Origin of the sequence: Nocardioides luteus (assembly GCF_015752315.1) — a bacterium.
In the GTDB taxonomy this organism is placed as follows: domain Bacteria; phylum Actinomycetota; class Actinomycetes; order Propionibacteriales; family Nocardioidaceae; genus Nocardioides.
The window spans coordinates 351617-375767 of record NZ_JADOVJ010000001.1; the positions used below are offsets into that span (position 1 = coordinate 351617).

Consider the following 24151-nt stretch of genomic DNA (forward strand, 5'->3'; position numbering starts at 1 on the left):
ATTCGTCGGTGCCGGCTGGCATCCTGGTCGACGTGAACAACTTCGCATCCGACGGCTGGTTCAAGGACGAGTTCCACAAGAGGTATGCCGAGTCGGCCAAGGAGATCGGCAGGTTCAACCTCGCCGTCTTCGGTAAGACCGGCGTCGGCAAGTCGACGCTGGTCAACGCCGTCTTCGGGGCGGAGGTGGCGAAGACCGGGATCGGTGAGCCGGTGACGAAGGAGTCGACGCTCTACCTGCACACCAGCGGCTTCTTCGGGCTGCTCGACACCCAGGGCCTGGAGATCGGCATCGAGGGCGACCGGGTGATCCGCGATCTGGCGAAGCTCATCCAGGAGCGGCGGCGCAAGCCGCAGTCGGAGCAGATCCACGTCGCCTGGTACGCCGTACGTTTCGCCGATCGCCGCTTCGAGGACACCGAGGCCGCGTTCGTCCAGAAGCTCGCCGACCTGGGGCTGCCGGTCGTGCTGGTGATGACCCAGGTGCCGACCTCGCCGACCGGCGCCTACCACCCGGACGCGGTCGAGTTCGCCCAGCAGATCGACGCGCGCGGCCTGCCCGTGCACGGCGCGCGGGTCTACCTGACCAACGCGAAGGCCGACGACTTCTCGGGCCAGCAGGTCCACGGCCTGCAGGAACTTGTTGATGCCACCTTTCGATGCGCGCCTGCAGGCGTCGAGGAGGCCCTCACCGCGGCGCAGAGGGTGGATCTCAAGCGGAAGCAGGAGCAGGCGAACACCGTGATCGCGGGCGCCGCGACCGCGGCCGGCGCCGCCGGTGCCACCCCGATCCCGTTCTCCGACGCGGTCGTCCTGGTGCCGATCCAGCTCGGGATGATGGCGCGCATCTCGGCGATCTACGGCATCGAGGTGGACAAGGCGGCGATGGCGTCGATCGCCGCCACCGCGGCCGCCACCCAGGCCGGGCGCACCGTGGCCGGCAACCTGCTCAAGCTGGTCCCCGGCTTCGGCACCGTCGGCGGCGGCGCGATCAACGCCACCGTCGCCGCGGGCTTCACCGGCGCCATCGGCGCCGCCTGGTCGGCCGTCTGCGTCAAGCTCGGCGAGGGCAAGCTCCGAGGCGTCAACGGGGCCCTGGACACCGAGAGCATCCGGTCGTTGTTCCTCGACGAGCTGAAGAACCAGGTCTCGAAGCTGAAGCTCCACGCCAAGGAGAAGTGAGACCTCTCAGTCGGCCATCGCCGCCTCGTACGCCGCAGCGAGCTGCTCGCTCGCGCGCGGAGCGTCCGGGTCGGGCCGAGGCGTGCCGAGGTGGAGCTCGCGGAGCTCGTCCATGAACGACTCGACCATCTCGGGACCCGCGTCGCGCAGCAGCTCCGCACGCACCCGTAGCTGCCGGGTGCCGCACATCGCGCCGGTCCTCTTGGGCGACGGCATCCGTCTCTACGACAACCCCGGCGGCGAGCCGATCCGGCTGCACAACCTCATCGGCGACGATCCGCACCTGGAGGTCGACCTCCGCTACGCCGCCGCGCGTTCCTGAGGCCCTAGGGTGCAGGCGTGGTCAGCCTTCTCTCGCTCCCGCTCCTGCAGACTCCCCGCGCCCGCGTCGCTCGCGCGCTTCGGTCGGTGACCGGCGGCCGCAGCCCTCTCGATGAACGGACCGTGCTGATCACCGGCGCCAGCTCCGGGATCGGTGAGGCCACCGCGTACGCCGCGGCGCGACGTGGCGCGCACGTGCTCCTCGCCGCACGCCGGAGCGAGGAGCTCGAGCGGGTGCGGAAGGGCATCGAGGTGAGCGGCGGGAAGGCGTCGACGTACGTCGTGGACATGGCAGACGGCGACTCGATCGACGCGCTGGTGGAGCGGCTGCTGGCCGAGCACGGCGCGGTCGACTACCTGGTCAACAACGCGGGTCGGTCGATCCGGCGCTCGCTGGAGCTGACCCACGACCGCTTCCACGACTTCGAGCGGATGATGGCGGTCAACTACTTCGGTGCGGTGCGGCTCACGATGGGCCTGCTGCCGGCGATGCGCGCCCAGCGGTTCGGCCACGTGGTCAACATCGTCACCTGGGGCAACCAGATCAAGGCGCCGAAGTTCGCCGCCTACATCGCCGCGAAGTCTGCCCTCGACGTCTTCGGGCGGATCTTGAGCCGCGAGGCCTACTTCGACAACGTCACCTGCACCAACATGCGGGTCGCGATCGTCCGGACGCCGATGATCGCGCCGACCGCGGAGTACGAGGGCCGCGGCGAGAGCCCCGAGGAGTGCGCCGAGCGGGTCGTCCGGGCGCTCGAGGACCGGCCGGTCACGGTGGACGGCGCGTTCGGCTCGGTCTTCGAGATCCTCAACATCGCGGCTCCCCGGCTGGCCGATCTCGCGATGGCGGTCTCCCACGTGCGTACGCCGGACTCGGCTGCGGCTCGTGGAGTGGATGTTCATCCAGGTATGCAGCGGAGCATCCACTTCCCTGGCGGAGCTCCACGAGGGGAGTGATGGTTCGTCTGCGTACCTAGACGAACATCCACCCGGATCACCCCGCCCGGCGCATCGCCCGAAAGAGCCGTTCGATCGACTCGGCGGGGCGGTCGTAGTCGGACCAGATGAATCGGATCATCGCCGACCTGGTCAGCTCGCGCAGCTCGTCCTCTCGGCGCTACTCCTCGAACACCACGTCACCCGGGTTCTGGCCAGGCTCGAGCAGCCTGCCGTACTTGACCTTTCCGTCGAACTCGCCGAGCAGCCCGTACTGCGGCCATGCCCAGTCCGTGATGCCGGCGAGCGTGCCGTCGGGGCGACGCACCTCGTACTGCAGGACGGGCCGGGGGACGCCGTAGCGTTTGAACATCGCCGTGCCTCGCGACTCGCCGACCGAGCCTGAGCGCCCGTCGGCGTAGGGCAGCACCGTTCCCACGCGACGCATGAAGGGCCAGTGCTCCATGATCGAGTACGCCGCGTCGAGCTGTTCCCGGTTGAACCTCTTGCTCCGCAGACCTGAGTCGAGCAGGCACCACGCCGCCTCGCTGTCGATGCGTGATGCTGTCTCGAGTACGCACCGTTCCGGGCGCACCACCCGCTGACCTTCCACCTCGATGATGTCGTCGTGACCGGTGAACCCTTCATGGTGCACCACGTCACCCTCGATCCGGCCCGGGCCTCCGTCGAGCCGGGTGACGTGCACGCGGTCGAGCGGGACCCGCCAGAGATCGATGTCGTGGCGTACGACTCCTGACGCGTGGCTCAACGCTACATTCGGCCCGAGCGCGTGGAGCACGGCGCTGGAGCGCACGCGGTGACGGCCGACGTCGTCGAGGTCCGCCCATGCGGCCGCCGAGGCGTAGGCGCCCCTTCTGATCCGGTGCCACTCCTTGCGCCGAACCATCTTGGTGATCTCGCGGTCGGCGTAGCCCGCCGCCTTGGCGTGTTGTGTCGTGAAGAAGCCGGCTCGTTCGACGGCAAGGTCCAGTTCATCCATGGCCCGACGGTCGCCCGGTCGCGACTGCGTTTCCAGCCCGATCCGGATGCGTGTGGATAACCCGTGCGTGAGATGCCCATGTGGATGGTCAGCGGCCCGGCGGATGGTGGTCTAGGTACGCAGCCGAACCGTCACTCCCCTCGTGGAACTCCGCTGGGGAAGTGGATGTTCGTCTGCATACCTAGACGAACATCCACCCCCCCTCACCACCGGCCGCGATGGACGACCTCCTCGAGCGGGGCCCGCTTGCGGCGAGTGGGCGAGCCCTTGGCGCCGCCGGATGCGGGGTGTCCGATGGTGACGGCGCCGATGGGGTCGAAGTCGTCGGGGATGTCGAACGCCTTGCGGACCGCGGCGTCGGACTCCGGCGGGATGCCGAAGTAGAGCGCGCCGAGGCCCTCGTCGACCACCGTCTGCAGGATCAGCATGGTCGCCATCGCGGTGTCCATGTGCCAGAACGGCATCGGCCAGTGGGCCTCGTCGCGGTCGGTCCAGCCCTTGTCGGGCTCGGCGTAGCGGTCCAGGTAGGCGGCCTTAGAGGAGCACGGGATGACGATCACCGGAGCCGTCATCATCCCGGTCAGCCACCTGTCGGGGTTGTCCACGTCGGCCGTGGCCTCCCAGTAGCGGCGTACGTCCTCGGGGGTGTCGAGCACGAGGAAGGCCCAGCCCTGGGAGAAGCCGGCCGACGGCGCCCGGGTGGCGTTGTGCAGGATCTTGTCGATCACCTCAGGGTCGACCGGATCGCTGGTGTAGCTGCGGACCATCTTGCGGCGGCGTACGACCTCGGAGAACTCCATAGGCCCAGTCTGTCGTCTAAGGCGGTCGGGCCGGGGCTGAGGTCGGAAAGTAAGGCGCGCGACCGATCCCGGCACCTACCTCAGCGGAGGAGTCTTCTCGATGTCAGCAGGACAGCCCAGCAGGGCAACGAAACCAGGAGATCGAGATGTACAGCACCGTAGGTTACGAAGCAGAGGTCAAGTACCGCCGCCAGCAGATCCAGAAGGACCTGGCCAAGCGCCAGCGGGCCAGCGAGGCTCGTCAGACCCGACGCAACCGCACCCGCTGAGATGCGGGCGCGGGACCCACAACGCCGAGCAGGAGAGATCCGGCTCGGCGTTGTTCCATGTCCGGGCCACGGAAAAGAGGACGAAGGGGTGTCCGATGGCGCGATGATTGCGCCCATGGCTCAGAGTGCCGAGAGGCTGATCGGACGCGACGCCGATCTGGAGACGCTGACGGGCCTGCTGGGGCTGGCCGGTCCGGACGGCACGGCGCAGCCGGGTGCGGGCAGGCATGTCCTCCTCGCCGGCGACGCCGGTGTCGGGAAGACCAGGATCCTGCGCGAGCTCCGCGCCCGTGCCACCGGGGACGGCAGGCAGGCGCTGGTGGGGCACTGTCTCGACTTCGGCGACAGCGCCGAGGCCTATCTGCCCTTCACCGAGATCCTCGACACCATCACCACCGCGCTGCCCGACGTGGTCGCGCAGGTCGCCGACGTACATCCGGCGCTCCTGCGGATGGCGCCGGTCGCCCGTGCGCTCGGCGGGGCTGACACCGCCGTCCAGGAGGCGCTCGACCGGGGCAACCTCTTCGCCGCGATCCATGCGCTCCTGGAGCACGCGGCCGAGAAGGCGCCGGTGCTGGTCGTCGTCGAGGACACCCACTGGGCCGACCAGTCGACCCGCGACCTGCTGACCTTCCTGTTCACCCGGCCCTTCGTCGGCCCGGTGACGATCGTCGCGTCCTACCGTGCCGACGACCTCCACCGCCGCCACCCGCTGCGCCGCCAGCTCGCCGAGTGGACCCGGCTGCCGTCGGTCGAGCGGTTCCATCTCGGCCGGCTCTCGGACGACGACGTACGCATCCTGGTCGGCGAGCTCACCGGCCAGCTCGCCGACGAGACCGACGTCGAGAGCGTCGTACGCCGCGCCGACGGCAACGCCTTCTTCGTCGAGGAGCTGGTGCAGGCCGCGGGCGCCGACGAGCTGCCCTGGGACCTCGCCGACCTGCTGCTGATCAGGCTGGAGCAGCTCGACGCGACCGCGCGCGAGGTGGTTGACACCGCCAGCGCCGCCGGCCGCGACGTCAGCGACGAGCTCCTCGAGGCCGTCGCCGGTCTCGACCGGGCCACCCTCGACGCCGGGCTGAGGCAGGCGATCGAGCGCGCCATCCTGGTGCCGCGCGAGGACGGCTACTACGTCTTCCGGCACGCCCTGCTCGGCGAGGCGGTCTACGACGACCTGCTCCCGGGGGAGCGGGTCCGGCTCCACCAGCGGTACGTCGAGGCGCTGCGCAGCGACCTCTCGACCGGCAGCGCGGCCGGGCTGGCCCGCCACGCCCGCCTTGCCGGCGACCACGAGACCGCGCTCGTCGCCGGGATCGCGGCCGGTGACGAGGCCGCGGCCACCGGTGGTCCCGACGAGGCCTCCCAGCACTATCAGCAGGCGATCGCCCTGCTCGCCGGCCGGGCTGGCTCCGACCACGACACCCAGCGCCTCGTCGACCTGGTGGTGAAGGCCAGCGACGCGATGGTGGCCGCCGGCCACGCCGACCGCGCCGGGAAGCTGGCTCGTGAGCAGCGGGAGTCGCTCCCGGCCGACGCGCCCGGCCTGTGGCGCGCGCAGCTGATGACGGTCGAGATCGAGACCAGCTTCGCCTACGTCAACGACGTCCAGGTGGGGGAGCTCGCGGAGGCGGCGATGGCCGAGCTTCCCGAGGACGCCCCGCCGATCGTGCGTGCGCGGCTGCTCGCGGCGTACGCCCGGACGCTGATGATCTACCGGCGTCACGACGACGCCGAGAGAGCCGGCCGGGAGGCGCTGGCGCTGGCCGAGGAGCTCGGCCGGACCGGTCTCGCCGCGGAGGTGGCGGTGACGCTGGCCGGGTCGTGGGGGCGCCCGCCGCAGCCCTGGATCGAGCCGCTGCGCGAGGCCGTGGCCAGGGCCGCCAAGGTCGGCGCCCTCCACCCGGAGCTGCGTGGGCGGATCCAGCTCGGCTTCGCCCTCGACGCCGCCGACCGGCTCGACGAGGCCGGCGAGAACTACCGCAGTGCCTTCGAGCTCGGCGTGGAGCGGGGCGTCCCGTGGGCGCCGTACTCGTTCGACGCCCGGATCGCCTGGCTCGACCATCTCCACACCGCCGGCCGCTGGGACGAGGCGCTCGCGCTCACCGACGCGTACGGCATCCCGCCGGCGCTGTGGCCGTGGCTGGAGTCGAAGCGGCTGATGATCGAGCAGGCTCGCGGCGCCGATGTCGGCGCGGAGGCACGGCGGCTGCGGCCGTCGTGGAAGCAGGAGGTCGCCACCGCCAGCGAGTCGGTGCCGGTGGAGATCAGGGCCGCCGGCGCCCGTGGGGACGTGGACGCGGTGGTCGAGGCGTACGAGGCCGGCGTCGCGGCCCTCACGACCGGCTGGGGGAAGTGGTTCGGCGCCCACGCCCGGCTCGCGGCGATCGCCGTCGGTGCGATCAGCGCGGCGATCCCGGCTCTTCCCGCTGGTGAGCGGCCCGAAGTGATGGCGCGGGTCGACCGCATCATCGCGAAGGGCACCAGGCCCGCCGGGTCGAAGCAGCCCTGGGGACTGGAGGGCCAGGCGTGGTCGGCGCGGCTGCGCGCGGAGGGGCTCCGCGCCCACTGGCTGGCCGGCATCGCCGTTCCGGACCAGGCCGAGCTCGTCGACGCGTGGCGGGCGAGCGTCGACGCCTTCCAGGCCTTCCCGCACATCCACGAGCTCGCCTGGTCCCGCGCCCGGCTCGCCGAGATCCTCCGGGCCGGCGGTGACACCGCCGCCGCGCGTGAGCTGGCCGACCAGGCCCGGGAGACCGCGAAGCGGCTCGGTGCTCAGCCGCTGCTCGACCACCTGCTCGCCCTCGGCACCACGCCGCAACGCTCCGCGGCCGGTCCCTCCGGCCAGCTCACCGCCCGGGAGAGCGAGATCCTCGCCCTGGTCGCAGCCGGGAGGAGCAACGGCGAGATCGGCAAGCAGCTGTTCATCTCCACCAAGACGGTCTCGGTCCACGTCTCCAACATCCTGGCCAAGCTCGGCGCCTCCGGTCGCACCGAGGCGGCAGCCATCGGACGGCGTCGCGGCCTCGTGGACTAGGTGGGGTCCGAGGACTCGTCCATCTGCAGTAGACGGAGTCGGTGCGTCCGGCCGATGTCTGGAACCGGCGACTTGGCGAGCATCGAAGGGTCCCATCCGAGTCTGCATTTCGCGGGGAGTCTTCCGTTGTTCCAACTCACCAGAGCCAGCCTGGCGAACAGAGCGGTCGTCGCTCTGCTGACACTCCTGACAGCCGCCGCCGGCGTGCTGTCCCTGACCTCTTTGAAGCAGGAGCTCTTCCCGGACTTCGAGCAGCCGCAGACGACGGTGATGACCGTCGTGCCCGGCACCGGCACCGAGGTGGTCGACGAGCAGGTCACCCTGCCTCTGGTCAAGGCCCTCGAGCAGGTCGACGAGGTCGATGAGGTCACCTCGACCTCATCGAGCGGCGTCTCGGTGATCTCGCTGTCGACCGACTTCGGCGTCGACCAGGACCAGGTGGTCGCCGACGCCCAGGAGGCGATCGGCACCGTTCAGCTCCCTGATGGAGCCGAGCCCGAGGTCTCCAGCGGTGGCTTCGGTGATCTCCCGGCGATGACGCTGACCGTCTCCTCGGACGCCTCGGAGCAGAAGCTGGGTGAGCGACTGAACGACGTCGCGGTCCCCGAGCTGCGCACCGTCGAAGGCGTACGCGACGTGTCGGTCAGCGGCGTCACCGGCCAGCGGGTCACGATCACCCCCGACGCCGAGAAGCTGAGCGCCCACGGCTTGACCGCAGACTCCATCTCCCAGGCGCTGACCGCGAACGGGTCGACCACCCCGGCCGGCAGCGTCGTCGAGGACGGCAACACCGTCTCCGTCCAGGTCGGCGACGAGCTGACCTCGGTCGACGACGTCGAGAGCCTCCCGCTCACCGCGTCCGCAGGTACGTCCGGAGCGGCCGCCGCTGGCGGCCCGCCCAACGCCCCGCCGGTGAAGCTCGGTGACGTCGCGAAGGTCGAGATCACCGGCGACCCCGTCACGTCCCTCACCCGCGTCAACGGGGAGCCCGCCGTCTCGCTGTCGATCACGGCCACCGACGACGCCGACGTCGTGTCCCTGTCGGCCGATGTCGAGGACAAGCTGGACGACCTGGAGAAGAGCCTGGGCGACGACGCCGAGATCACCGTCGTCAGCGACCAGGCCCCGTTCATCTCCGACTCGATCGAACACCTCGCGATCGAGGGCCTGCTCGGCCTCGCGATGGCGGTGATCGTCATCCTGATCTTCCTGCGCTCGGGCCGCCCGACGGTGGTCAGCGCGCTCTCCATCCCGCTCTCGATCCTGGTCACCTTCATCGGCCTCTACCTGTGGGACTACTCGCTCAACATGTTCACCCTCGGCGCGCTGACGATCGCGATCGGCCGTGTCGTCGACGACTCGATCGTCGTCATCGAGAACATCAAACGGCACCTCGGCTACGGCGAGGAGAAGCTCAACGCGATCCTCAACGGCACCAAGGAGGTCGCCTCGGCGGTCACCGCCTCGACCATCGCCACCGTCCTGGTCTTCGTCCCGATCGCGGTCGTGGGCGGTTTCGTCGGCGAGCTGTTCCGGCCGTTCGCGCTGACGGTCACGATCGCGATGGTCTCCTCGCTGCTGGTCGCACTGACGATCGTGCCGGTGCTGTCGTACTGGTTCCTGAAGAAGCCGGACCACCCGGCCGGCGCCGAGCTCCCGGCTTCCGATCTGGAGGAGGGAGAGGAGGCCGAGCCCAACGTCCTGCAGCGCTACTACCTGCCGATGCTGCGTTGGACGACCAAGAGGCCGATCGCGGTGATCACCGCGGCGGTGCTCCTGCTCGGCGGGGCGCTCGCGCTGATTCCGCAGCTCAAGGTGGAGTTCATCGGCGACACCGGTGGCGACAGCGTCAGAGTCACGCAGACCTTCGACTCGGCGCTGGCGGTCGACGAGGTCACCAGCCGGGTGAGCGAGACCGAGAAGGTGCTGCACGACGTCGAGGACGTCGAGGACGTCGTCGTGACCGCGAGCCTGGCCGGCTCCGGCGACATGATGATGCGGGGTCCGGACGAGGGCGCCTCGGGCGACACCACCGCGACGTACACGGTCACGGTCGCCGAGGGTGCCGACGTCCCGACGGTCACCGACCGTGTCGAGGACGCCGTCCTCGAGCTTCCGGACCCGAACGCGATCACCGTGGGTGAGGGCGGTGGTGGCGGCGTCGGCGGGTCGACCGTCGACGTAGCCGTCACCGGTACCGACCGTGCGAGCGTGGAGGAGGCGACCGACCAGGTCCACGCAGCGCTCGAGGACGTCCCCGAGACGACCGAGGTCAGCAGCAGCCTGGCCGACGAGCAGCCCACGCTGCGCGTCCAGGTCGACCGGGCCAGGGCCGCAGAGCACGGGCTCACCGAGCAGGCGGTCGCCGGGATCGTCGCCTCGGCGATGACACCGCGGGCCGTCACCGAGATGACGATCGACGACCAGCAGCTCTCGGTCTACGTCGCCGGCACCCCGGTGAGGACCACCGAGGAGGTCGGCGACCTCGCGCTCGGCGCCGGCGATCTCCGGCTGGAGGACGTCGCGAAGATCAGCGAGGTCGCCGGTCCCTCCAGCATGGCCCGGACGGGCACGGACCTGGTCGCCACCGTCTCCCTGACCCCGGCCGACGGTGAGCTCGGTGCGGTTCAGACCGAGGTCGACGAGCGTCTCGACGAGCTCGACCTGCCCGAGGGCACCGACACCTCCGTCGGGGGCGTCTCGGAGCAGCAGAGCGAGGCGTTCAGCCAGCTGGGTCTGGCGATGCTGGTGGCCGTCGGCCTGATCTTCGTCCTGCTCGTCGCGATCCTGCGCTCGCTGGTGCAGCCGCTCATCCTGATGATGTCGATCCCGTTCGCTGCGATCGGGTCGCTGGGACTGCTCTTCGTCACCGGTACGCCGCTGGGTGTCTCCGCTCTGATCGGCATGCTGATGCTCATCGGCATCGTGGTCACGAACGCGATCGTCCTGATGGACCTCATCAACCAGTATCGGCGCCGTGGCCAGCCCGTGGCCGAGGCCATCCACCACGGCGCGGGACGGCGCGTACGTCCCGTCGTGATGACCGCGCTGGCGACGATCTTCGCGCTCGTCCCGATGGCCACCGGGATCACCGGCGGGAGCGGCTTCATCTCGCAGTCGCTGGCCATCGTCGTCATCGGTGGCCTGGTGTCCTCCACGTTCCTCACCCTGCTGCTCGTGCCGGCGGTCTACCAGCTCGTCGAGGGTCGTCACGAACGCCGCGAACGCCGCCGCCTGGGTCGTCGCACGGGTCGCCCCCTGCGTCGTCGCCGGCCGAAGCGGTCCGAGCGGCGGACGATGACGGTCGCGGAGCTGCGTACGGCGATCGCCGACATGCCCGGCGAGAGCGAGATCGAGATCGAGATCGACATGGTCCAGGTGCCGCAGGGCCTGACGGCGAACGGCGTGGCGCTGTCAGGCGCCCGGGGTGACCAGCCCTGACTCGTAGGCCCAGATCACGAGCTGGGCGCGCCCGGGAGCGTCGAGCTTGGTCATCATGTTGTTCACGTGCGTCTTCGCGGTGAACGGCGAGATGACCAGCTCGTCGGCGATCTCCTGGTTCGACAGGCCACCGGCCACCAGGACCAGGATCTCCCGCTCCCGGGGCGTCAGCTCCTCCAGGCGCCGCGCGTCGAAGCGCCCGCCCGTGGCCACCCTGCGGTCTACCTTCAGATAGCGGCTGATCAGGCTGCGGGTGGCGGCGGGGGAGAGGAGCGACTCCCCGTCCCGCACCGCGAGTACGCCACGGACGATCTCGTCCGGTTCGGCACCCTTTCCGATGAACCCGTCGGCGCCGGCCCGGAGGGCGGCCAGCAGGTATTCGTCCTCCTCGAACGTGGTCAGGATCAGGACGCGCGTGGACTCGAGGTCGCCATCGGCACGGATTGTGGAGGTCGCCTCGATCCCGTCCATCACCGGCATCCTGATGTCCATCAGGACCACGTCCGGGCGGAGGTCACGGGCCAGACGTACGGCCTCGCGGCCGTTGACCGCCTCCCCGACGACGTCGATCTGCCCGCTGCTGCGGAGGAGCTGGACCACGGCCGTCCTGATCAGGACCTGGTCGTCGGCTACCAGCAGAGTGACTGTCATTCCTCGGTTCCTGTCTCGGCGATGGGGAGGGTGGCCGAGACCACGAAGCACCCCTCGGTCACGCCGTACTCGACGGCGCCACGCACCGATGCGACGTGCTCGGCCATGCCCACCAATCCATGGCCCGTGCCCGCGTAGGACCGGTCCACGAGCGGGTTGGACACCCGGATCGACACGCTCCGTGGCCCGATCTCGACATCGAGGTCCGCGGTGCCCGGTCCGTGCCGCAGGGCGTTCGTCAGGCCCTCCTGGATCACCCGGTAGGCGACGATGTCGACAGCCGTGGACACCCGCGCGGGATCACCGGACATCGCGTACGTCACCACCAGCCCGGACTTCTCGAACTGCTCGACCAGGTCGGTCACGGTGGCCAGACCGCGTGCCGAGATGGCCTCGGGCGCCTCGTCGGGGGAGCGAAGCGTCGCGAGCATGTCGCCGATCTCCCGCAGCACCATCCGCGACGACTCCCGGATGGTGTGCAGCGCCTCACGGGCGGCGTCCGGCCGGTCGGCGATCGCCGCGGAGGCGACCCCTGCGTTCAGGCTGATCACGGTGATCTGGTGGGCCACCGCGTCGTGCAGGTCCCGGGCGATCCGCAGCCGGTCCTCGGCGACCCGGCGGCGTGCCTCCGCCTCCCGCGTGGCCTCGGCCCGGAGCGCACGGTCGGTGATCTCGGCGATGTAGGCGCCGCGGATCCGGGCGGTCTGACCGAGTGCGACGGCCAAGGCGACCTGGACGGTCACCGGGATGCCGTACTGGGCGGTGAGGCTGCCGATGATGGCGCCGATCGCGGTCACCAGGGCCGCCGCGACCAGGACGCCCATGCTGATCGCGATCCGCCAGGGGTTCCTAGCCGAGACCGTGTAGACCGCGATCAGGAGACCGAGTGTCGACACCGGTGTCGTGGTGAAGGTGAGCACGAGCGCGCACTGGAGTGCGACCGCCCCGGCGAGGACGACCCAGGGGAACCGGGTACGCACCAGCAGCAGTGCCGTGAACACCCCGATCAGGACGTAGCCGAGCGGCGTACGTTCTTCTCCCAGACCCTTGGTGATGGGAACGAAGAACGCCAGGCCCGCGAAGAGTGCGACAAGGGTCTCGCGAACTGGTGTGGGGACACGGGCCAGCAGGCTCGCGTCGGTCGCCTGGTTCACGACCCCAGTGTGCCGGTTGCGGTCCTGATCCGTATCGACCGCTCGGGCGAGGCGGCCTACTGCGCTCGCAGTAGGCCGGAATGAGGCACCCCCGACCTACGCCTAAGGCAGGCGCCTCATGCGTGGCGCTACCTCAGGAGCCGAATCTGGATGCATGACTTACACCAACCAGATCAGCTACGACGCCGAGCTGGCCTACCGCCAGCAGAGCATTCGCCGCGCGACCGCGGCCGACCGTCTCGCCCGCCAGGTGAAGCGCCGCCGTCCGCGCCGGATGGACTCGATACACAACTGAGTCCTCGGAGGTCGGTAATGCGGGAGAATCCCGGGCCCGGAGGCGCGATGATAGGGGACATGGCGCAAAGTGCTCGGTCCTTCGTAGGTCGCGACCCCGAGTTGCAGACCCTCACCGGGCTGCTCGGAGTCGCCTCGACCACGGATGCCCGGCGCCAGCACGTCCTGCTCGCCGGTGACGCCGGCGTCGGCAAGACGCGCCTGCTCACCGCGCTGCGCGACCGGGCGGTGACCGACGGCTGGCAGGTGCACGCCGGACACTGCGTCGACTTCGGCGAGAGCGCCGTGGCGTACATGCCGTTCTCGGAGATCCTCGACCGGATCGTCGCCGATCTGCCCGACGTCGTCGAGCGGGTGGCGGCCGACTATCCGGCGCTGGCCAGACTGCGGCCCGTACGCCGCGTGATGGGCGCCAACCAGGGCGCCGCCGCGTCGGGCACCGACCGGGGCCAGCTCTTCGACGCCGTCCACACCCTCTTCGAGGCCGCCGCCGAGAAGGCACCGCTGCTGGTCGTGGTCGAGGACACCCACTGGGCCGACCAGTCCACCCGCGACCTGCTGACCTACCTCTTCACCCGGCCCTACAACGGCCCGGTCGCGATGGTCGCGTCCTACCGTGCCGACGACATCCACCGCCGCCACCCGCTGCGCCGCCAGGTGGGCGAGTGGGGCCGGCTGCCCGACGTCGAGCGGATCGTGCTCGAGCCGCTCTCCGACGACTCGGTGCGACTGCTGGTCCACGAGCTGGCCCCCGGCAAGGTCGACGCCGAGCGGGTCGTACGCCGCGCCGAGGGCAACGCCTTCTTCGTCGAGGAGCTGGTCCAGGCCGGCTGCGACGAGGACCTCCCGGTCGACCTCGCCGACCTGCTGCTGGTGCGCCTGGACCGGCTCGACGGCGCCGCCCGGAGCGTGGTCCGGACCGCGAGCATCGCCGGACGACGGGTCACCCACGAGCTGCTCGCCGCGGTGACCGAGATGAAGACCGACGAGCTCGACGACGCGCTGCGCACCGCGGTCGAGCAGAAGGTGCTCGAGCCGACCGGCTCGCGCTACACCTTCCGCCACGCGCTGCTCGCCGAGGCGGTCTACGACGACCTGCTGCCCGGCGAGCGGGTGCGCCTGCACGCCCGGTTCGCCGAGGTGCTGAAGGAGACGCCGGGCCTGGGTGCCGCCGCCGAGCTCGCGCTCCACGCCAAGCACGCCGGCGACCTCGCCACCGCGCTGCGCGCCCGCATCGCCGCGGCCGAGGAGGCCCGCAACGTCAGCGGTGTGGGCGAGGCCGCCCACCACTACGAGAAGGCGCTCGGCCTCGCCGCGGACCCGAAGGTCGCCAAGGCGGCGGCGGTCGACCTCGACCGGGTCTATGAGCGTGCGGCCGACACCCTCATCCTCGCCGGGCTGCCTGCGCGCGCCGACGCGATCCTGGCGGAGCGGCTCGACGCCATCCCGGTCGGGCCGTCGGTGGGCCGGGCGCTGCTGCTGGCGACGCGGGCCGAGGCAGCGCTCCTCACGGAGAACGGAGACCCGCTCACCCACTCCCGCGACGCGATGGATGCGCTGCCCGACGACGCGGAGCCCAAGGTTCGGTGTGCGGTTCTCGCCGCTCGCACCCGCACGCTGGTCATGTTCCGCCGCAGCGAGGAGGCCGAGGCCGTCGGGCTGGAGGGCATCGAGATCGCTGAGCGGCACAGCCTCTCGAAGCTGGCTTCCGACATCGCCACGAGCCTGTCCATGCTCAAGGTCCGCACCGGCCGCGCCGCCAGCGACAAGGTCGAGGGCTTCCGGCAGGTGCTGCGCGAGACGATCGAGCAGGCACGGCGGGTCGGGTCGACGCACGCGGTCAGCCGGGGGATGTTCGCGCTCGGCCGCTCCTACGACGAGGCGGGCGACTACGCCGAGGCGCTGACATGGTTCCGGGCGGTGGTCGACGACGCCGGCGGGGAGTCGCTGCAGTGGTCGCCCTACGTCGCCGCGGCCCGTGCGGACATGGTCCGGATCCAGATGGTCCTGGGGGAGTGGGACGAGGCGCTGGCGCTGGCCGGTGGCAACCTCCCCGATGCGCCGCCGATCCCGGTCGCGCTCCTCGACGTCCTCCGGATGATCATGGAGCAGGCGCGGGGAGCGTCGGTCGGTGAGGCCGCGGCCGCGCTGCGTCCCTTCTGGACCGAGGAGGGCTTGATCGCCCTCTACGGCGCCACCGTGGAGATGGTCGCCGCGGGCCGCGCCGGGGACCACGCTGCCGTCCTCTCCGTCTACGCCGACACCGTCGAGACCCTCTCCCAGTTCTGGACCGAGTGGTTCGGTGGCCGGGTCCGGCTGGCGGTCGTGGCCGCCTCGGCGATCGCGCAGATGCTGCCCTCGCTACCGGCGGCGCAGTGGCCGGCGCTGGTGGAGGCCGTCGACGGGCTGCACAGCGACGGCGAGCAGGTGGTCGCGCAGTACCAGCCGGGGGAGTGGGGCCCGGAGGGCCGTGCCTGGACCGCGCGGTTGGAGGCGGAGGTGCTCCGCGTCCACTGGCTGGCCGGCATCGACGCGCCGCCGCAGGAGTCGCTGCTCGCGGCCTGGGCGCGTGCCGAGCAGCAGGTCGAGGCCTACGGCGATGTGCCGGGGCTGGCCGCCGTCCGGACCACGTACGCAGCGATCCAACGCGCCACGGGCGACGTGGCCGCGTCGCGGGTGACCGCCGACAAGGCCAGGGAGACGGCCAGGCGGCTGGGGCTGCAGCCGTTGCTCGACGAGCTGCGGTCGCTCGGTGCGACGGCGGTCAAGCAGCAGCCGGCGACATCGACGGCGCTCACGCCGCGTGAGAGCGAGATCCTGACGCTGGTGGCCGCAGGGCGCAGCAACGGCGAGATCGGCAAGCAGCTGTTCATCTCCACCAAGACGGTCTCCGTGCACGTCTCCAACATCCTCGGGAAGCTCGGCGCCGGGAGCCGCACGGAGGCGGCGGCCATCGCGCGCCGCCAGCAGCTGATCACCTGAATTCTGTGGTGCTCGATGGGAACGTGTGGCTGAATTGTCACCATCACCACACGTCGGTCAAGGACAGTTGTGGCCGGACGTCGAGGAGCAGATGTGAAGCAGGGCCAGCAGCACCCGATCGCGGCCGGGGTCACCGCCCTCGTGGCGGTGGCCGTCGGGGTCGGGCTGATCATCGGGATCGGGATGTTCATCGGTGCCAACGTCATGGGGCTCGGCGGTGGTGGCGCCGCCGGGGACCAGGCCACCGACCCGGGTGCGGGCGCCTCGCTCTACGCCCCGTCGCCGAAGCCGACCAAGACCGCGTCCGGTCCGGCGATCACGCTGCGCGCCTCGCCCACGAGCACTCCGAAGAAGCAGTCGGCCACCGCCTCCTCCAGCCCGTCTGCGTCCACGACGGTCGCGGCGAGGCCGGCGAAGAAGGAGATCACCCTCCAGGTCGGCACCGTCGCGGCGAAGCCGATGGAGCGGATCGACATCAGCGGGATCTACCCCGGCGGCGAGGGTGCGATCCTCCGTCTGGAGCGTAACGACGGCAAGGGCTGGGAGGAGTTCGGCATCCCCGACGTACCGGTCACCGGCGAGCAGTTCTCGACCGTGATCCAGTCCGGCCGGACCGGGAAGCACGAGTTCCGGATGAAGGACGTCGACACCGGCACCTTCTCCAACGTGGTGAGCGTGACGATCGGCTGAGGCTGGAATAGGGCTGGGCCCGGTTGGTTGTATGGGGACATGACGGTTCCCACGATCAAGCTCAATGACGGCACTTCGATCCCGCAGTTCGGTCTCGGCGTCTGGCAGGTCCCTCAGGACGAGGCCGAGCAGGTGGTGAGTCAGGCTCTCGAGGTCGGCTACCGCCACATCGACACCGCGCAGATGTACCAGAACGAGGCCGGTGTCGGCGCCGCGCTGAAGAGCGCCGGACTCGCCCGCGAGGACGTCTACGTCACCACCAAGCTCAACAACTCCCAGCACGACCCTGCCAAGGCCAAGGCATCGCTCGAGAAGTCCCTGGAACTGCTCGGTCTCGACCGCGTCGACCTGTTCCTGATCCACTGGCCGCTCCCGACGCAGTACGACGGGACGTACGCGAAGACCTGGGAGGCGCTCGTCGGCCTCCGCGAGGAGGGCCTCACCACCTCCGTCGGCGTCTCCAACTTCCAGCCCGACCACCTCGAGAAGATCGTCGCCGAGACCGGCGTCGCGCCCGCGGTGAACCAGATCGAGGTCCACCCCTACTTCGCCAACGAGGCCGCGCGGGCCGCCACCCTGGCCCAGGGTGCGAAGGTCGAGGCGTGGTCGCCGCTCGGCCAGGGCGGGGGCGAGCTCACCGACCCGGTGGTCGCCGAGATCGCCTCCGCGCACGGCAAGTCGCCGGCCCAGGTCCTGCTCCGCTGGCAGATCGACCGCGGCGACATCGTCTTCCCCAAGTCCGTACGCCGCGAGCGGCTCGAGGAGAACCTCGCGATCTTCGACTTCGAGCTGAGCGCCGACCAGGTCGCCGCCCTCGCCGCCCTCGACAAGGGCGAGTCCGGCCGCTCCGGCCCCAACCCGGACACCTTCGACTGGATCCCGTCCTTCTGATTGGTCCCCGTCGGGCCGGCTCGTCATCACGAGCCGGCCCGACGGAGTTTTCGGTCAGGACGAGCCGACTCGGCCTGATTCTGGGTGGACTGGAATAGGGGGCGTAGGGTCTTCGTTGTGGACAGTGAACGAAGTTGAGTTGAACCGACTCAACTTGTTTGCAACACTCGGCGGCAGCAGCCGCGGGGTCGGCGCAGACCAACCAGTCTTCCGGGCTCCCCGGATCCACATACACACAGCTTCAACAAGCGGAGGTAGCAAAGATGGCACGTGCCGTCGGTATCGACCTCGGGACCACCAACTCGGTCGTCTCGGTTCTGGAGGGTGGCGAGGCCACCGTCATCGCGAATGCCGAAGGCGCCCGTACGACGCCTTCCGTGGTCGCGTTCAGCAAGTCCGGTGAGGTGCTGGTCGGCGAGGTCGCCAAGCGCCAGGCCGTCACCAACGTCGACCGTACGATCAAGTCGGTCAAGCGTCACATGGGCACCGACTGGAAGGTGACCATCGACGACAAGGACTTCACGCCGCAGCAGATCAGCGCGTTCGTCCTGCAGAAGCTCAAGCGCGACGCCGAGGCCTACCTCGGTGAGACGGTGACCGACGCGGTCATCACCGTCCCCGCCTACTTCTCCGACGCGCAGCGCCAGGCCACCAAGGAGGCCGGTGAGATCGCGGGCCTCAACGTCTCCCGCATCGTCAACGAGCCGACCGCCGCCGCGCTGGCCTACGGCCTCGACAAGGGCGACGACCAGACCATCCTGGTCTTCGACCTCGGTGGCGGCACGTTCGACGTCTCCCTGCTCGAGATCGGTGAGGGCGTCGTCGAGGTGAAGGCGACCTCCGGTGACAACCACCTCGGTGGTGACGACTGGGACAACGCGATCGTCACGTGGATGGTCGACAAGTTCAAGGCCGCCAACGGCGTCGACCTGTCCAAGGACAAGATCGCCGCCCAGCGCCTCCAGGAGGCCGCCGAGAAGGCGAAGATCGAGCTCTCCTCGAGCCAGAACACCTCGATCCACCTGCCCTACATCACCCACGGTGAGTCCGGCCCCCTCCACTTCGAGGAGACCCTGACCCGGGCTGAGTTCCAGAAGATCACCGCGGACCTGCTCGACCGCACCAAGAAGCCGTTCGAGTCGGTCCTCAAGGACGCCGGTGTCGCCCTCAAGGACATCGACCACGTCGTCCTGGTCGGTGGTTCGACCCGGATGCCCGCCGTGACCGACCTGGTGAAGAGCCTGCTCGGTGGCAAGGAGCCCAACAAGGGCGTCAACCCCGACGAGGTCGTCGCCGTGGGCGCCGCGCTGCAGGCCGGCGTGCTGAAGGGTGAGGTCAAGGACGTCCTGCTCCTCGACGTCACCCCGCTGAGCCTCGGCATCGAGACCAAGGGCGGTGTCTTCACCACCCTGATCGAGCGCAACACCACCATCCCGACCAAGCGCTCCGAGATCTTCACCACGGCTGACGACAACCAGCCGAGCGTCGAGATCAAGGTCGCCCAGGGCGAGCGCCCGATGTGGTCGGAGAACCAGCCGCTGGGCAACTTCGAGCTCACCGGTCTCCCGCCGGCGCCGCGTGGCGTGCCGAAGATCGAGGTCACCTTCGACATCGACGCCAACGGCATCGTGCACGTCTCCGCCAAGGACCAGGCCTCGGGCCGCGAGCAGTCCATGACGATCTCCGGCGGCTCCGCGCTGTCGAAGGACGACATCGACCGCATGGTCAAGGAGGCGGAGCAGTACGCGGAGGAGGACGCCAAGCGTCGCGAGTCCATCGAGATCCGCAACCAGGGCGACAGCCTCGTCTACACCACCGAGAAGTTCATCACCGACTCCGGCGACAAGGTCCCGGACGACGTGAAGACCGAGGTACAGGCCGACCTGGACGCGCTGAAGAAGGTCCTCGAGGACACCGAGGCCGACAAGGACGCCATCCAGACCGCGATCACCAAGCTCGGTGAGTCCTCGCAGAAGATGGGTGCGGCCATGTACGCCGCGGCCGAGGCCGAGCAGTCCGCTGCCGGCGGTGCCACCGGTGCCACCGGCGAGGCCGACGACGACGTCGTCGACGCCGAGATCGTCGACGAGCCCGTCGAGGGCGAAGAGGGCGACAAGAAGTGACCAAGCGCCGCCCCGGCGGGGCGGAGGAGGCCGTCGAGGAGACGGCCTCCGAGTCCCCGCCGCCCGAGACCGACACTGCGACAGAGGCCGGCGAGGAGTCGACCGAGGACGCCGAGGTGGACGCTGCTGACGGCGACGCCTCGGACTCGGACGGCTCCGCCGACGCCGGCTCCGACAAGAAGGCCTCCGACGAGGAGGCCGTCGAGGAGTCGACCGACGACGAGGACAAGGACGAGGACGACGAGACCGAGGACGAGGCAGACGTGATCATCGACGAGAGCGAGGTGGACCTCATGGGCGATGCCGCCGATGAGATCGACAAGCGCGTCGCCGAGCTGACCACCGACCTTCAGCGTCTCCAGGCCGAGTACGTCAACTACAAGAAGCGGGTCGACCGTGACCGCGAGCTGGTCTCGCAGAACGCGACCTACAAGGTGCTCACTCCGATCGTGGAGGTGCTCGACACCATCGACCGTGCCCGCGAGCACGGCGAGGTCGAGGGCGGCTTCAAGGCCGTCGCCGACCAGCTCGAGAAGATCGTGACCAACCTGGGTCTGAAGAAGTTCGGTGAGCCGGGCGACGTCTTCGACCCCAACCGTCACGAGGCGCTCAGCCACATGGGCACCGACCCGGAGGTCGAGGAGACCTCGGTCAAGCTGGTCGCCAAGGCCGGCTACATGATCGGCGACCGGGTGGTCAGGGCCGCGCAGGTCCTGGTCGTCGACCCGGAGTGACCCGGAGTGACAACGATGGGTGGTCGAGCCTGCCGGGAGATCGGCAGGCTCGGCCACCGAGAAGAAGGGAGGAGGGGCTAGGTGGCTGAGAACGACGGGATCCGGTCGGACTGGATCAACAAGGACTACTACGCCGAGCTGGGTGTCAAGAAGGACGCCTCGAGCGACGACATCAAGAAGGCCTATCGCAAGCTCGCGCGGGCCAACCACCCCGACTCCAACCCGGGCGACGAGGCCAAGCACGAGAAGTTCAAGAAGGTCGCCGAGGCCTACGACGTCGTCGGGGACGCCGAGAAGCGCAAGAAGTACGACGAGGTGCGCACCCTGGGTGCCACCGGCGGCTTCCCGGGCGGTTTCGGCGGCGGGGGCGGCCGGGGCTACAACTTCGAGGACCTCTTCGGTGGCGGCGGTGCTCAGACCGGCGGGCTCGGCGACATGTTCGGCGACCTGTTCGGCGGTGGTGCCGGCGGAGGCTTCGGTGGGCGGCGTACGGCCCCGAGGGCTCGGCCGATCAAGGGCGCCGACGTCGAGACGAGCGCGACGATCGGATTCACCGACGCGCTCGACGGCGTGACCATCTCGCTGCGGCTGACCTCGGACGCCGCCTGTCCCGACTGCAACGGCACCGGTGGCAAGCCGGGCACCAAGCCGCGGGTCTGTCCCGAGTGCGAGGGTGCGGGCTACGTGGTCAACTCCGTGGGCGGCGCGTTCTCGATGAACGAGACCTGCCCACGCTGCGGTGGCCGTCAGCTGATCTACGACGAGGCCTGCCCGACCTGCCACGGCTCCGGCCGCGGCACCTCCGCGCGCACCATCCAGGCGCGCATCCCGGCCGGCGTCAAGGACCGCCAGCGGATCCGGCTCAAGGGCAAGGGCGCTGCCGGTGAGAACGGCGGCCCGGCCGGTGACCTCTACGTCACGGTGCACGTCACGCCCCACCGTGTCTTCGGCCGCAAGGACGACAACCTCACCATCGACGTGCCGGTCGGTTTCGACGAGCTGGCGCTCGGTGCCGAGGCCAAGCTGCCGACCCTGTCCGGCTCGCCGGTGACGCTGCGGATCCCCCCGGGCACCCCCAACGGACGTACGTTCCGGGTCCGTGGCAAGGGGTTCCGCCGCGCCGACGGCACCGTGGGTGACCTGCTTGCGACCGTCGAGGTGCAGATCCCGGCCGTGCTGGATGCCGATGCCAAGGCGGCCGTCGAGGCCTATCGGGCCGCGATGGCCGGCAAGCCCCTGCGTACGTCTCTTCTCGAGGAGTCATGATGAGCGACGGATTCAGCAGCCCGGCCCCGGATGCCGCGGTCTACGTCATCAGCGTCGCCGCGGAGCTGACCGGGCTGCACCCGCAGACGCTGCGCACCTATGAGCGGATGGGCCTGATCACCCCCGGTCGCACCGGGGGTGGCGGGCGCCGCTACTCCTTCCACGACATCGAGAAGCTGCGTTCGATCGCCGACCTGACCGCGGCCGGCATCGGCATCGAGGGCGTGCGCCGCATCCTGGCTCTCGAGCAGCACGTCGACGCCCTGCGGCGGCGCAACGAGGAGCTGCTGCACGAGCTGGCCGCGACCCGCGAGGCGCTCGCCCAGGCGACGGCGGCGGCTCCGGCTCCGAAGAGCCCGGCCAGCAGGCTTCCTGCGGTTCGTCAGGCGCCGCCCGGACAGGCGATCGTGGTCTGGCGGCGCCAGCAGAGATAGCACCTTTCCTACTGATCGCTTGACAGATTTGTTGGCGAGTTGTGGGTTTTGGTTAAAACCGATGTTGGTTCGATACCCCCATACTGATGAGTAAGCCGCGAGTGTCGGACCAACCCCCATATGGTCGGGGCACGCGCGGCGGACCCGGTGGAGCCGACCCGAGACGGACCCGCCGGGTCCTTCCAATTTCAGGCGAGCGCGCTCAGTTCGGGAACTTCCCCGCCTGCGCCGCGGTCTTGCAGGACTGGTTGCCCGGGAGCAGCTCGATCTCCAGGTTCGGCAGGGTCACCTGGCCCTCGATCTGGGCCTGCCGGACGTCGCCGTAGACGGCGTTGAGGTCGGCGACGGTCGCGTCGATGCCGGTGAATCCCTGGCCGTTGTTGTGGCCGCCGTTGCCGCTGGACTGATACCACGTCGCGTCGAACCCCTGGGGCACGCCCATCGGGTTCGCGGCGTAGGGCGCCGTGCCGGGATTGGTCGTCAGGTCGGTGGTGGCCAGCCCGATCTGGGCGGTGCCCTGCAGGTTGACCCCGGGTGAGGACGCGGCTCGGAGCCGGGTGATGTCGAAGGCGGCCATCTGCGCGCTGATCTCGTTGGTCGCCGGGTTGCCGTCCCCGGCGGTGAGCTTGATCGTGTAGCTGCCGAGCGGCCCGACCTCCTCCACCCGGGAGAGACAGAAGCCGTTCATCGTCGCGGACGCGAAGCCGGCACGCAGCACCGGCGTCCAGTCGCCCCCGCTGCTGGCGGCCGCCTGGGTCTGCACCAGCGCCGTGCCGAACGCCGCGTCGGCGGCATGGATGTTGGTCGAGGAGAACGTCGAGCTGCCGTTGTTGATCGTCAGCGTGGGGCTGAAGACCGCGGACGCGGAGGAGCCCATCGCCACGACCATCGCGCCGAGCAGGCCGAGCCCCACCGTCGTCGCGGCGACCATGCGGTGCCAGCGCGTCCCGTACGTGCTCATTCCGCGGTCACCGTGATCGTCGTGTTGGGGAGCTGGATCGAGTTGAGCGGGTTGGTGGGGCCACCCGGCGGGTAGACGTAGGGGTCGTTCGCGGCGTTGTTGTCGTGGGTGAACAGGTAGTAGAACTCCAGGTTCGCCGCCAGGATGTTGTAGTCGCCACCGGCGGCCAGGCCGCTGAGGATCGCGGTGACCAGGTCGTTCCAGCCGCCGGTGCCGTCGCCGGCGAGCGTGCGGATCTTCAGCCGGCACGAGTCGCCGTTCCAGCCGGCCGTACAGATGGTGTTCTTCTGCGAGGTCGTGGTCAGGCCGGCGGCGATGATCAGGATGCCGGCCAGGTTGGTGACCGTACGCCACGGGATCGCCACCCACGAGTCGCCCGTGGTGAGCAGGTTCGTCTTCACGCCCGGCCCGCCGACGGTGAACGGACCGTCCGGAGCGATGCGAAGCGCGTGCGGCACCTTCGCGGTCGGAGCGGGCGCGGTCGACGACCTCGCGGTGAGCACCGGAGCGCCGAAGGAGGCGACGTTGCTGCGGAAGACGAGGTCGCTGAAGGCGATCTGGAACAGGCACATGCTGCCTGTGGCGGCGTAGTAGTAGGTGAACCCCTTGTTGCTGTCGCAGTTGCCGTCGCTGGTGTTGGCGTAGATGCCGCGTACGTCGGCGGCGACGTTGGTGGTGCTGCTCCCGTTCGGCTCGCCGGCGGTCAGGGTCCAGCGCGTCCCCGACAGGCACGGGAACATCCGGGTGCCGAAGAGACGACTCTGGAAGGTGCCGTTGTCGCCGCTGTTCTTGAGGGGCACGACCTGCCGTCGCTGCTGCGGGTTGCTGCTTCCGGGCTGGTCGCACTGGAACGGCTGGTAGCTGTTGTTCTGGCTGTTCGCGTCGGCCCGCTCGGCCGAGGGCCACAGCGCGGAGGACATGATGACGAGCGCGATCGCGGTGATGACGACGAGGCGCTGCCTGCCGACGGTGAGGTCGTGGGCCACCGC

20 protein-coding genes are annotated in these 24151 nt (G+C 69.9%); 14 read left to right on the forward strand and 6 right to left on the reverse strand.

Annotation, left to right across the window (positions count from 1 at the left end; genetic code table 11):
• Positions 1-8: 8 nt before the first annotated feature.
• The 3 genes from HD557_RS01630 to HD557_RS01640 all read left to right on the forward strand — a co-directional run bounded on the left by HD557_RS01630 (position 9) and on the right by HD557_RS01640 (position 2459).
• A complete protein-coding gene (locus HD557_RS01630; protein ID WP_307785520.1) occupies positions 9-1181 on the forward strand; it encodes a GTPase family protein in 1173 nt (390 codons plus the stop codon).
• A 112-nt stretch (positions 1182-1293) separates the two neighbouring features.
• Positions 1294-1503: a hypothetical protein gene (locus HD557_RS01635; RefSeq protein WP_196872601.1), complete on the forward strand. Its 210-nt coding sequence runs from the start codon at positions 1294-1296 to the stop codon at positions 1501-1503.
• Between the two features lie 17 nt (positions 1504-1520).
• Positions 1521-2459: an SDR family NAD(P)-dependent oxidoreductase gene (locus tag HD557_RS01640; RefSeq protein ID WP_008360389.1), complete on the forward strand. Its 939-nt coding sequence runs from the start codon at positions 1521-1523 to the stop codon at positions 2457-2459.
• A gap of 160 nt (positions 2460-2619) precedes the next feature.
• Here HD557_RS01640 and HD557_RS01645 read toward each other — a convergent pair whose 3' ends face one another.
• Together HD557_RS01645 and HD557_RS01650 are read right to left on the reverse strand one after the other, a co-directional pair.
• On the reverse strand, positions 2620-3438 hold the full coding sequence (locus HD557_RS01645; RefSeq protein WP_196872602.1) for a type IV toxin-antitoxin system AbiEi family antitoxin domain-containing protein: 819 nt from the start codon (positions 3436-3438) through the stop codon (positions 2620-2622).
• Between the two features lie 203 nt (positions 3439-3641).
• Positions 3642-4238 (reverse strand): nitroreductase family protein, encoded by a 597-nt coding sequence (locus tag HD557_RS01650; protein WP_008360393.1) that lies wholly within the window; start codon positions 4236-4238, stop codon positions 3642-3644.
• Between the two features lie 146 nt (positions 4239-4384).
• Between HD557_RS01650 and HD557_RS28545 the strand changes: the two genes are divergently transcribed.
• From HD557_RS28545 to HD557_RS01660, 3 genes are all read left to right on the forward strand, one after another.
• Entirely contained in the window at positions 4385-4507 is a 123-nt protein-coding gene (locus HD557_RS28545) for a hypothetical protein (RefSeq protein ID WP_008360395.1), read from the forward strand.
• Positions 4508-4622: 115 nt separating this feature from the next.
• Positions 4623-7541, forward strand: a complete 2919-nt coding sequence (locus HD557_RS28550) for a helix-turn-helix transcriptional regulator (protein WP_196872603.1) — start codon at positions 4623-4625, stop codon at positions 7539-7541.
• A 126-nt stretch (positions 7542-7667) separates the two neighbouring features.
• Positions 7668-10982 carry an efflux RND transporter permease subunit gene (locus HD557_RS01660; RefSeq protein WP_196872604.1) on the forward strand — a complete coding sequence of 1105 codons (3315 nt, stop codon included), beginning with the start codon at positions 7668-7670 and terminating at the stop codon, positions 10980-10982.
• Here HD557_RS01660 and HD557_RS01665 read toward each other — a convergent pair.
• Entirely contained in the window at positions 10956-11633 is a 678-nt protein-coding gene (locus HD557_RS01665; protein ID WP_196872605.1) for a response regulator, read from the reverse strand. The two genes, HD557_RS01660 and HD557_RS01665, sit on opposite strands and share 27 nt — an antisense overlap.
• Positions 11630-12787 (reverse strand): sensor histidine kinase, encoded by a 1158-nt coding sequence (locus tag HD557_RS01670; protein WP_196872606.1) that lies wholly within the window; start codon positions 12785-12787, stop codon positions 11630-11632. Before HD557_RS01670 ends, HD557_RS01665 begins: the two co-directional genes overlap by 4 nt.
• Positions 12788-12941: 154 nt before the next feature.
• Between HD557_RS01670 and HD557_RS01675 the strand changes: the two genes are divergently transcribed.
• The 8 genes from HD557_RS01675 (at position 12942) to HD557_RS01710 (ending at position 22201) form a co-directional block, all read left to right on the forward strand.
• Positions 12942-13082, forward strand: coding sequence for a hypothetical protein (locus tag HD557_RS01675; protein ID WP_196872607.1), 141 nt, complete (start codon positions 12942-12944; stop codon positions 13080-13082).
• Between the two features lie 59 nt (positions 13083-13141).
• Positions 13142-16063 carry a helix-turn-helix transcriptional regulator gene (locus HD557_RS28555; protein ID WP_196872608.1) on the forward strand — a complete coding sequence of 974 codons (2922 nt, stop codon included), beginning with the start codon at positions 13142-13144 and terminating at the stop codon, positions 16061-16063.
• A 93-nt stretch (positions 16064-16156) separates the two neighbouring features.
• Positions 16157-16753, forward strand: coding sequence for a hypothetical protein (locus HD557_RS01685; RefSeq protein ID WP_196872609.1), 597 nt, complete (start codon positions 16157-16159; stop codon positions 16751-16753).
• 39 nt (positions 16754-16792) lie between these two features.
• Positions 16793-17644 (forward strand): aldo/keto reductase, encoded by an 852-nt coding sequence (locus tag HD557_RS01690; protein ID WP_008360406.1) that lies wholly within the window; start codon positions 16793-16795, stop codon positions 17642-17644.
• 263 nt (positions 17645-17907) lie between these two features.
• Positions 17908-19767, forward strand: coding sequence for a molecular chaperone DnaK (gene dnaK / locus HD557_RS01695; protein ID WP_008360408.1), 1860 nt, complete (start codon positions 17908-17910; stop codon positions 19765-19767).
• On the forward strand, positions 19764-20501 hold the full coding sequence (grpE, locus tag HD557_RS27970; protein WP_196872610.1) for a nucleotide exchange factor GrpE: 738 nt from the start codon (positions 19764-19766) through the stop codon (positions 20499-20501). Before dnaK ends, grpE begins: the two co-directional genes overlap by 4 nt.
• A gap of 81 nt (positions 20502-20582) precedes the next feature.
• On the forward strand, positions 20583-21767 hold the full coding sequence (locus HD557_RS01705; RefSeq protein ID WP_196872611.1) for a DnaJ C-terminal domain-containing protein: 1185 nt from the start codon (positions 20583-20585) through the stop codon (positions 21765-21767).
• Positions 21767-22201 carry a heat shock protein transcriptional repressor HspR gene (locus HD557_RS01710; protein ID WP_196872612.1) on the forward strand — a complete coding sequence of 145 codons (435 nt, stop codon included), beginning with the start codon at positions 21767-21769 and terminating at the stop codon, positions 22199-22201. The genes HD557_RS01705 and HD557_RS01710 overlap by 1 nt, the downstream gene beginning before the upstream one ends.
• A gap of 202 nt (positions 22202-22403) precedes the next feature.
• Here the strand turns inward: HD557_RS01710 and HD557_RS01715 are convergent, their stop codons facing one another.
• Positions 22404-23162: a DUF6230 family protein gene (locus HD557_RS01715; RefSeq protein ID WP_196872613.1), complete on the reverse strand. Its 759-nt coding sequence runs from the start codon at positions 23160-23162 to the stop codon at positions 22404-22406.
• Entirely contained in the window at positions 23159-24148 is a 990-nt protein-coding gene (locus HD557_RS01720) for a hypothetical protein (protein ID WP_008360417.1), read from the reverse strand. The genes HD557_RS01715 and HD557_RS01720 overlap by 4 nt, the downstream gene beginning before the upstream one ends.
• Positions 24149-24151: the final 3 nt, after the last annotated feature.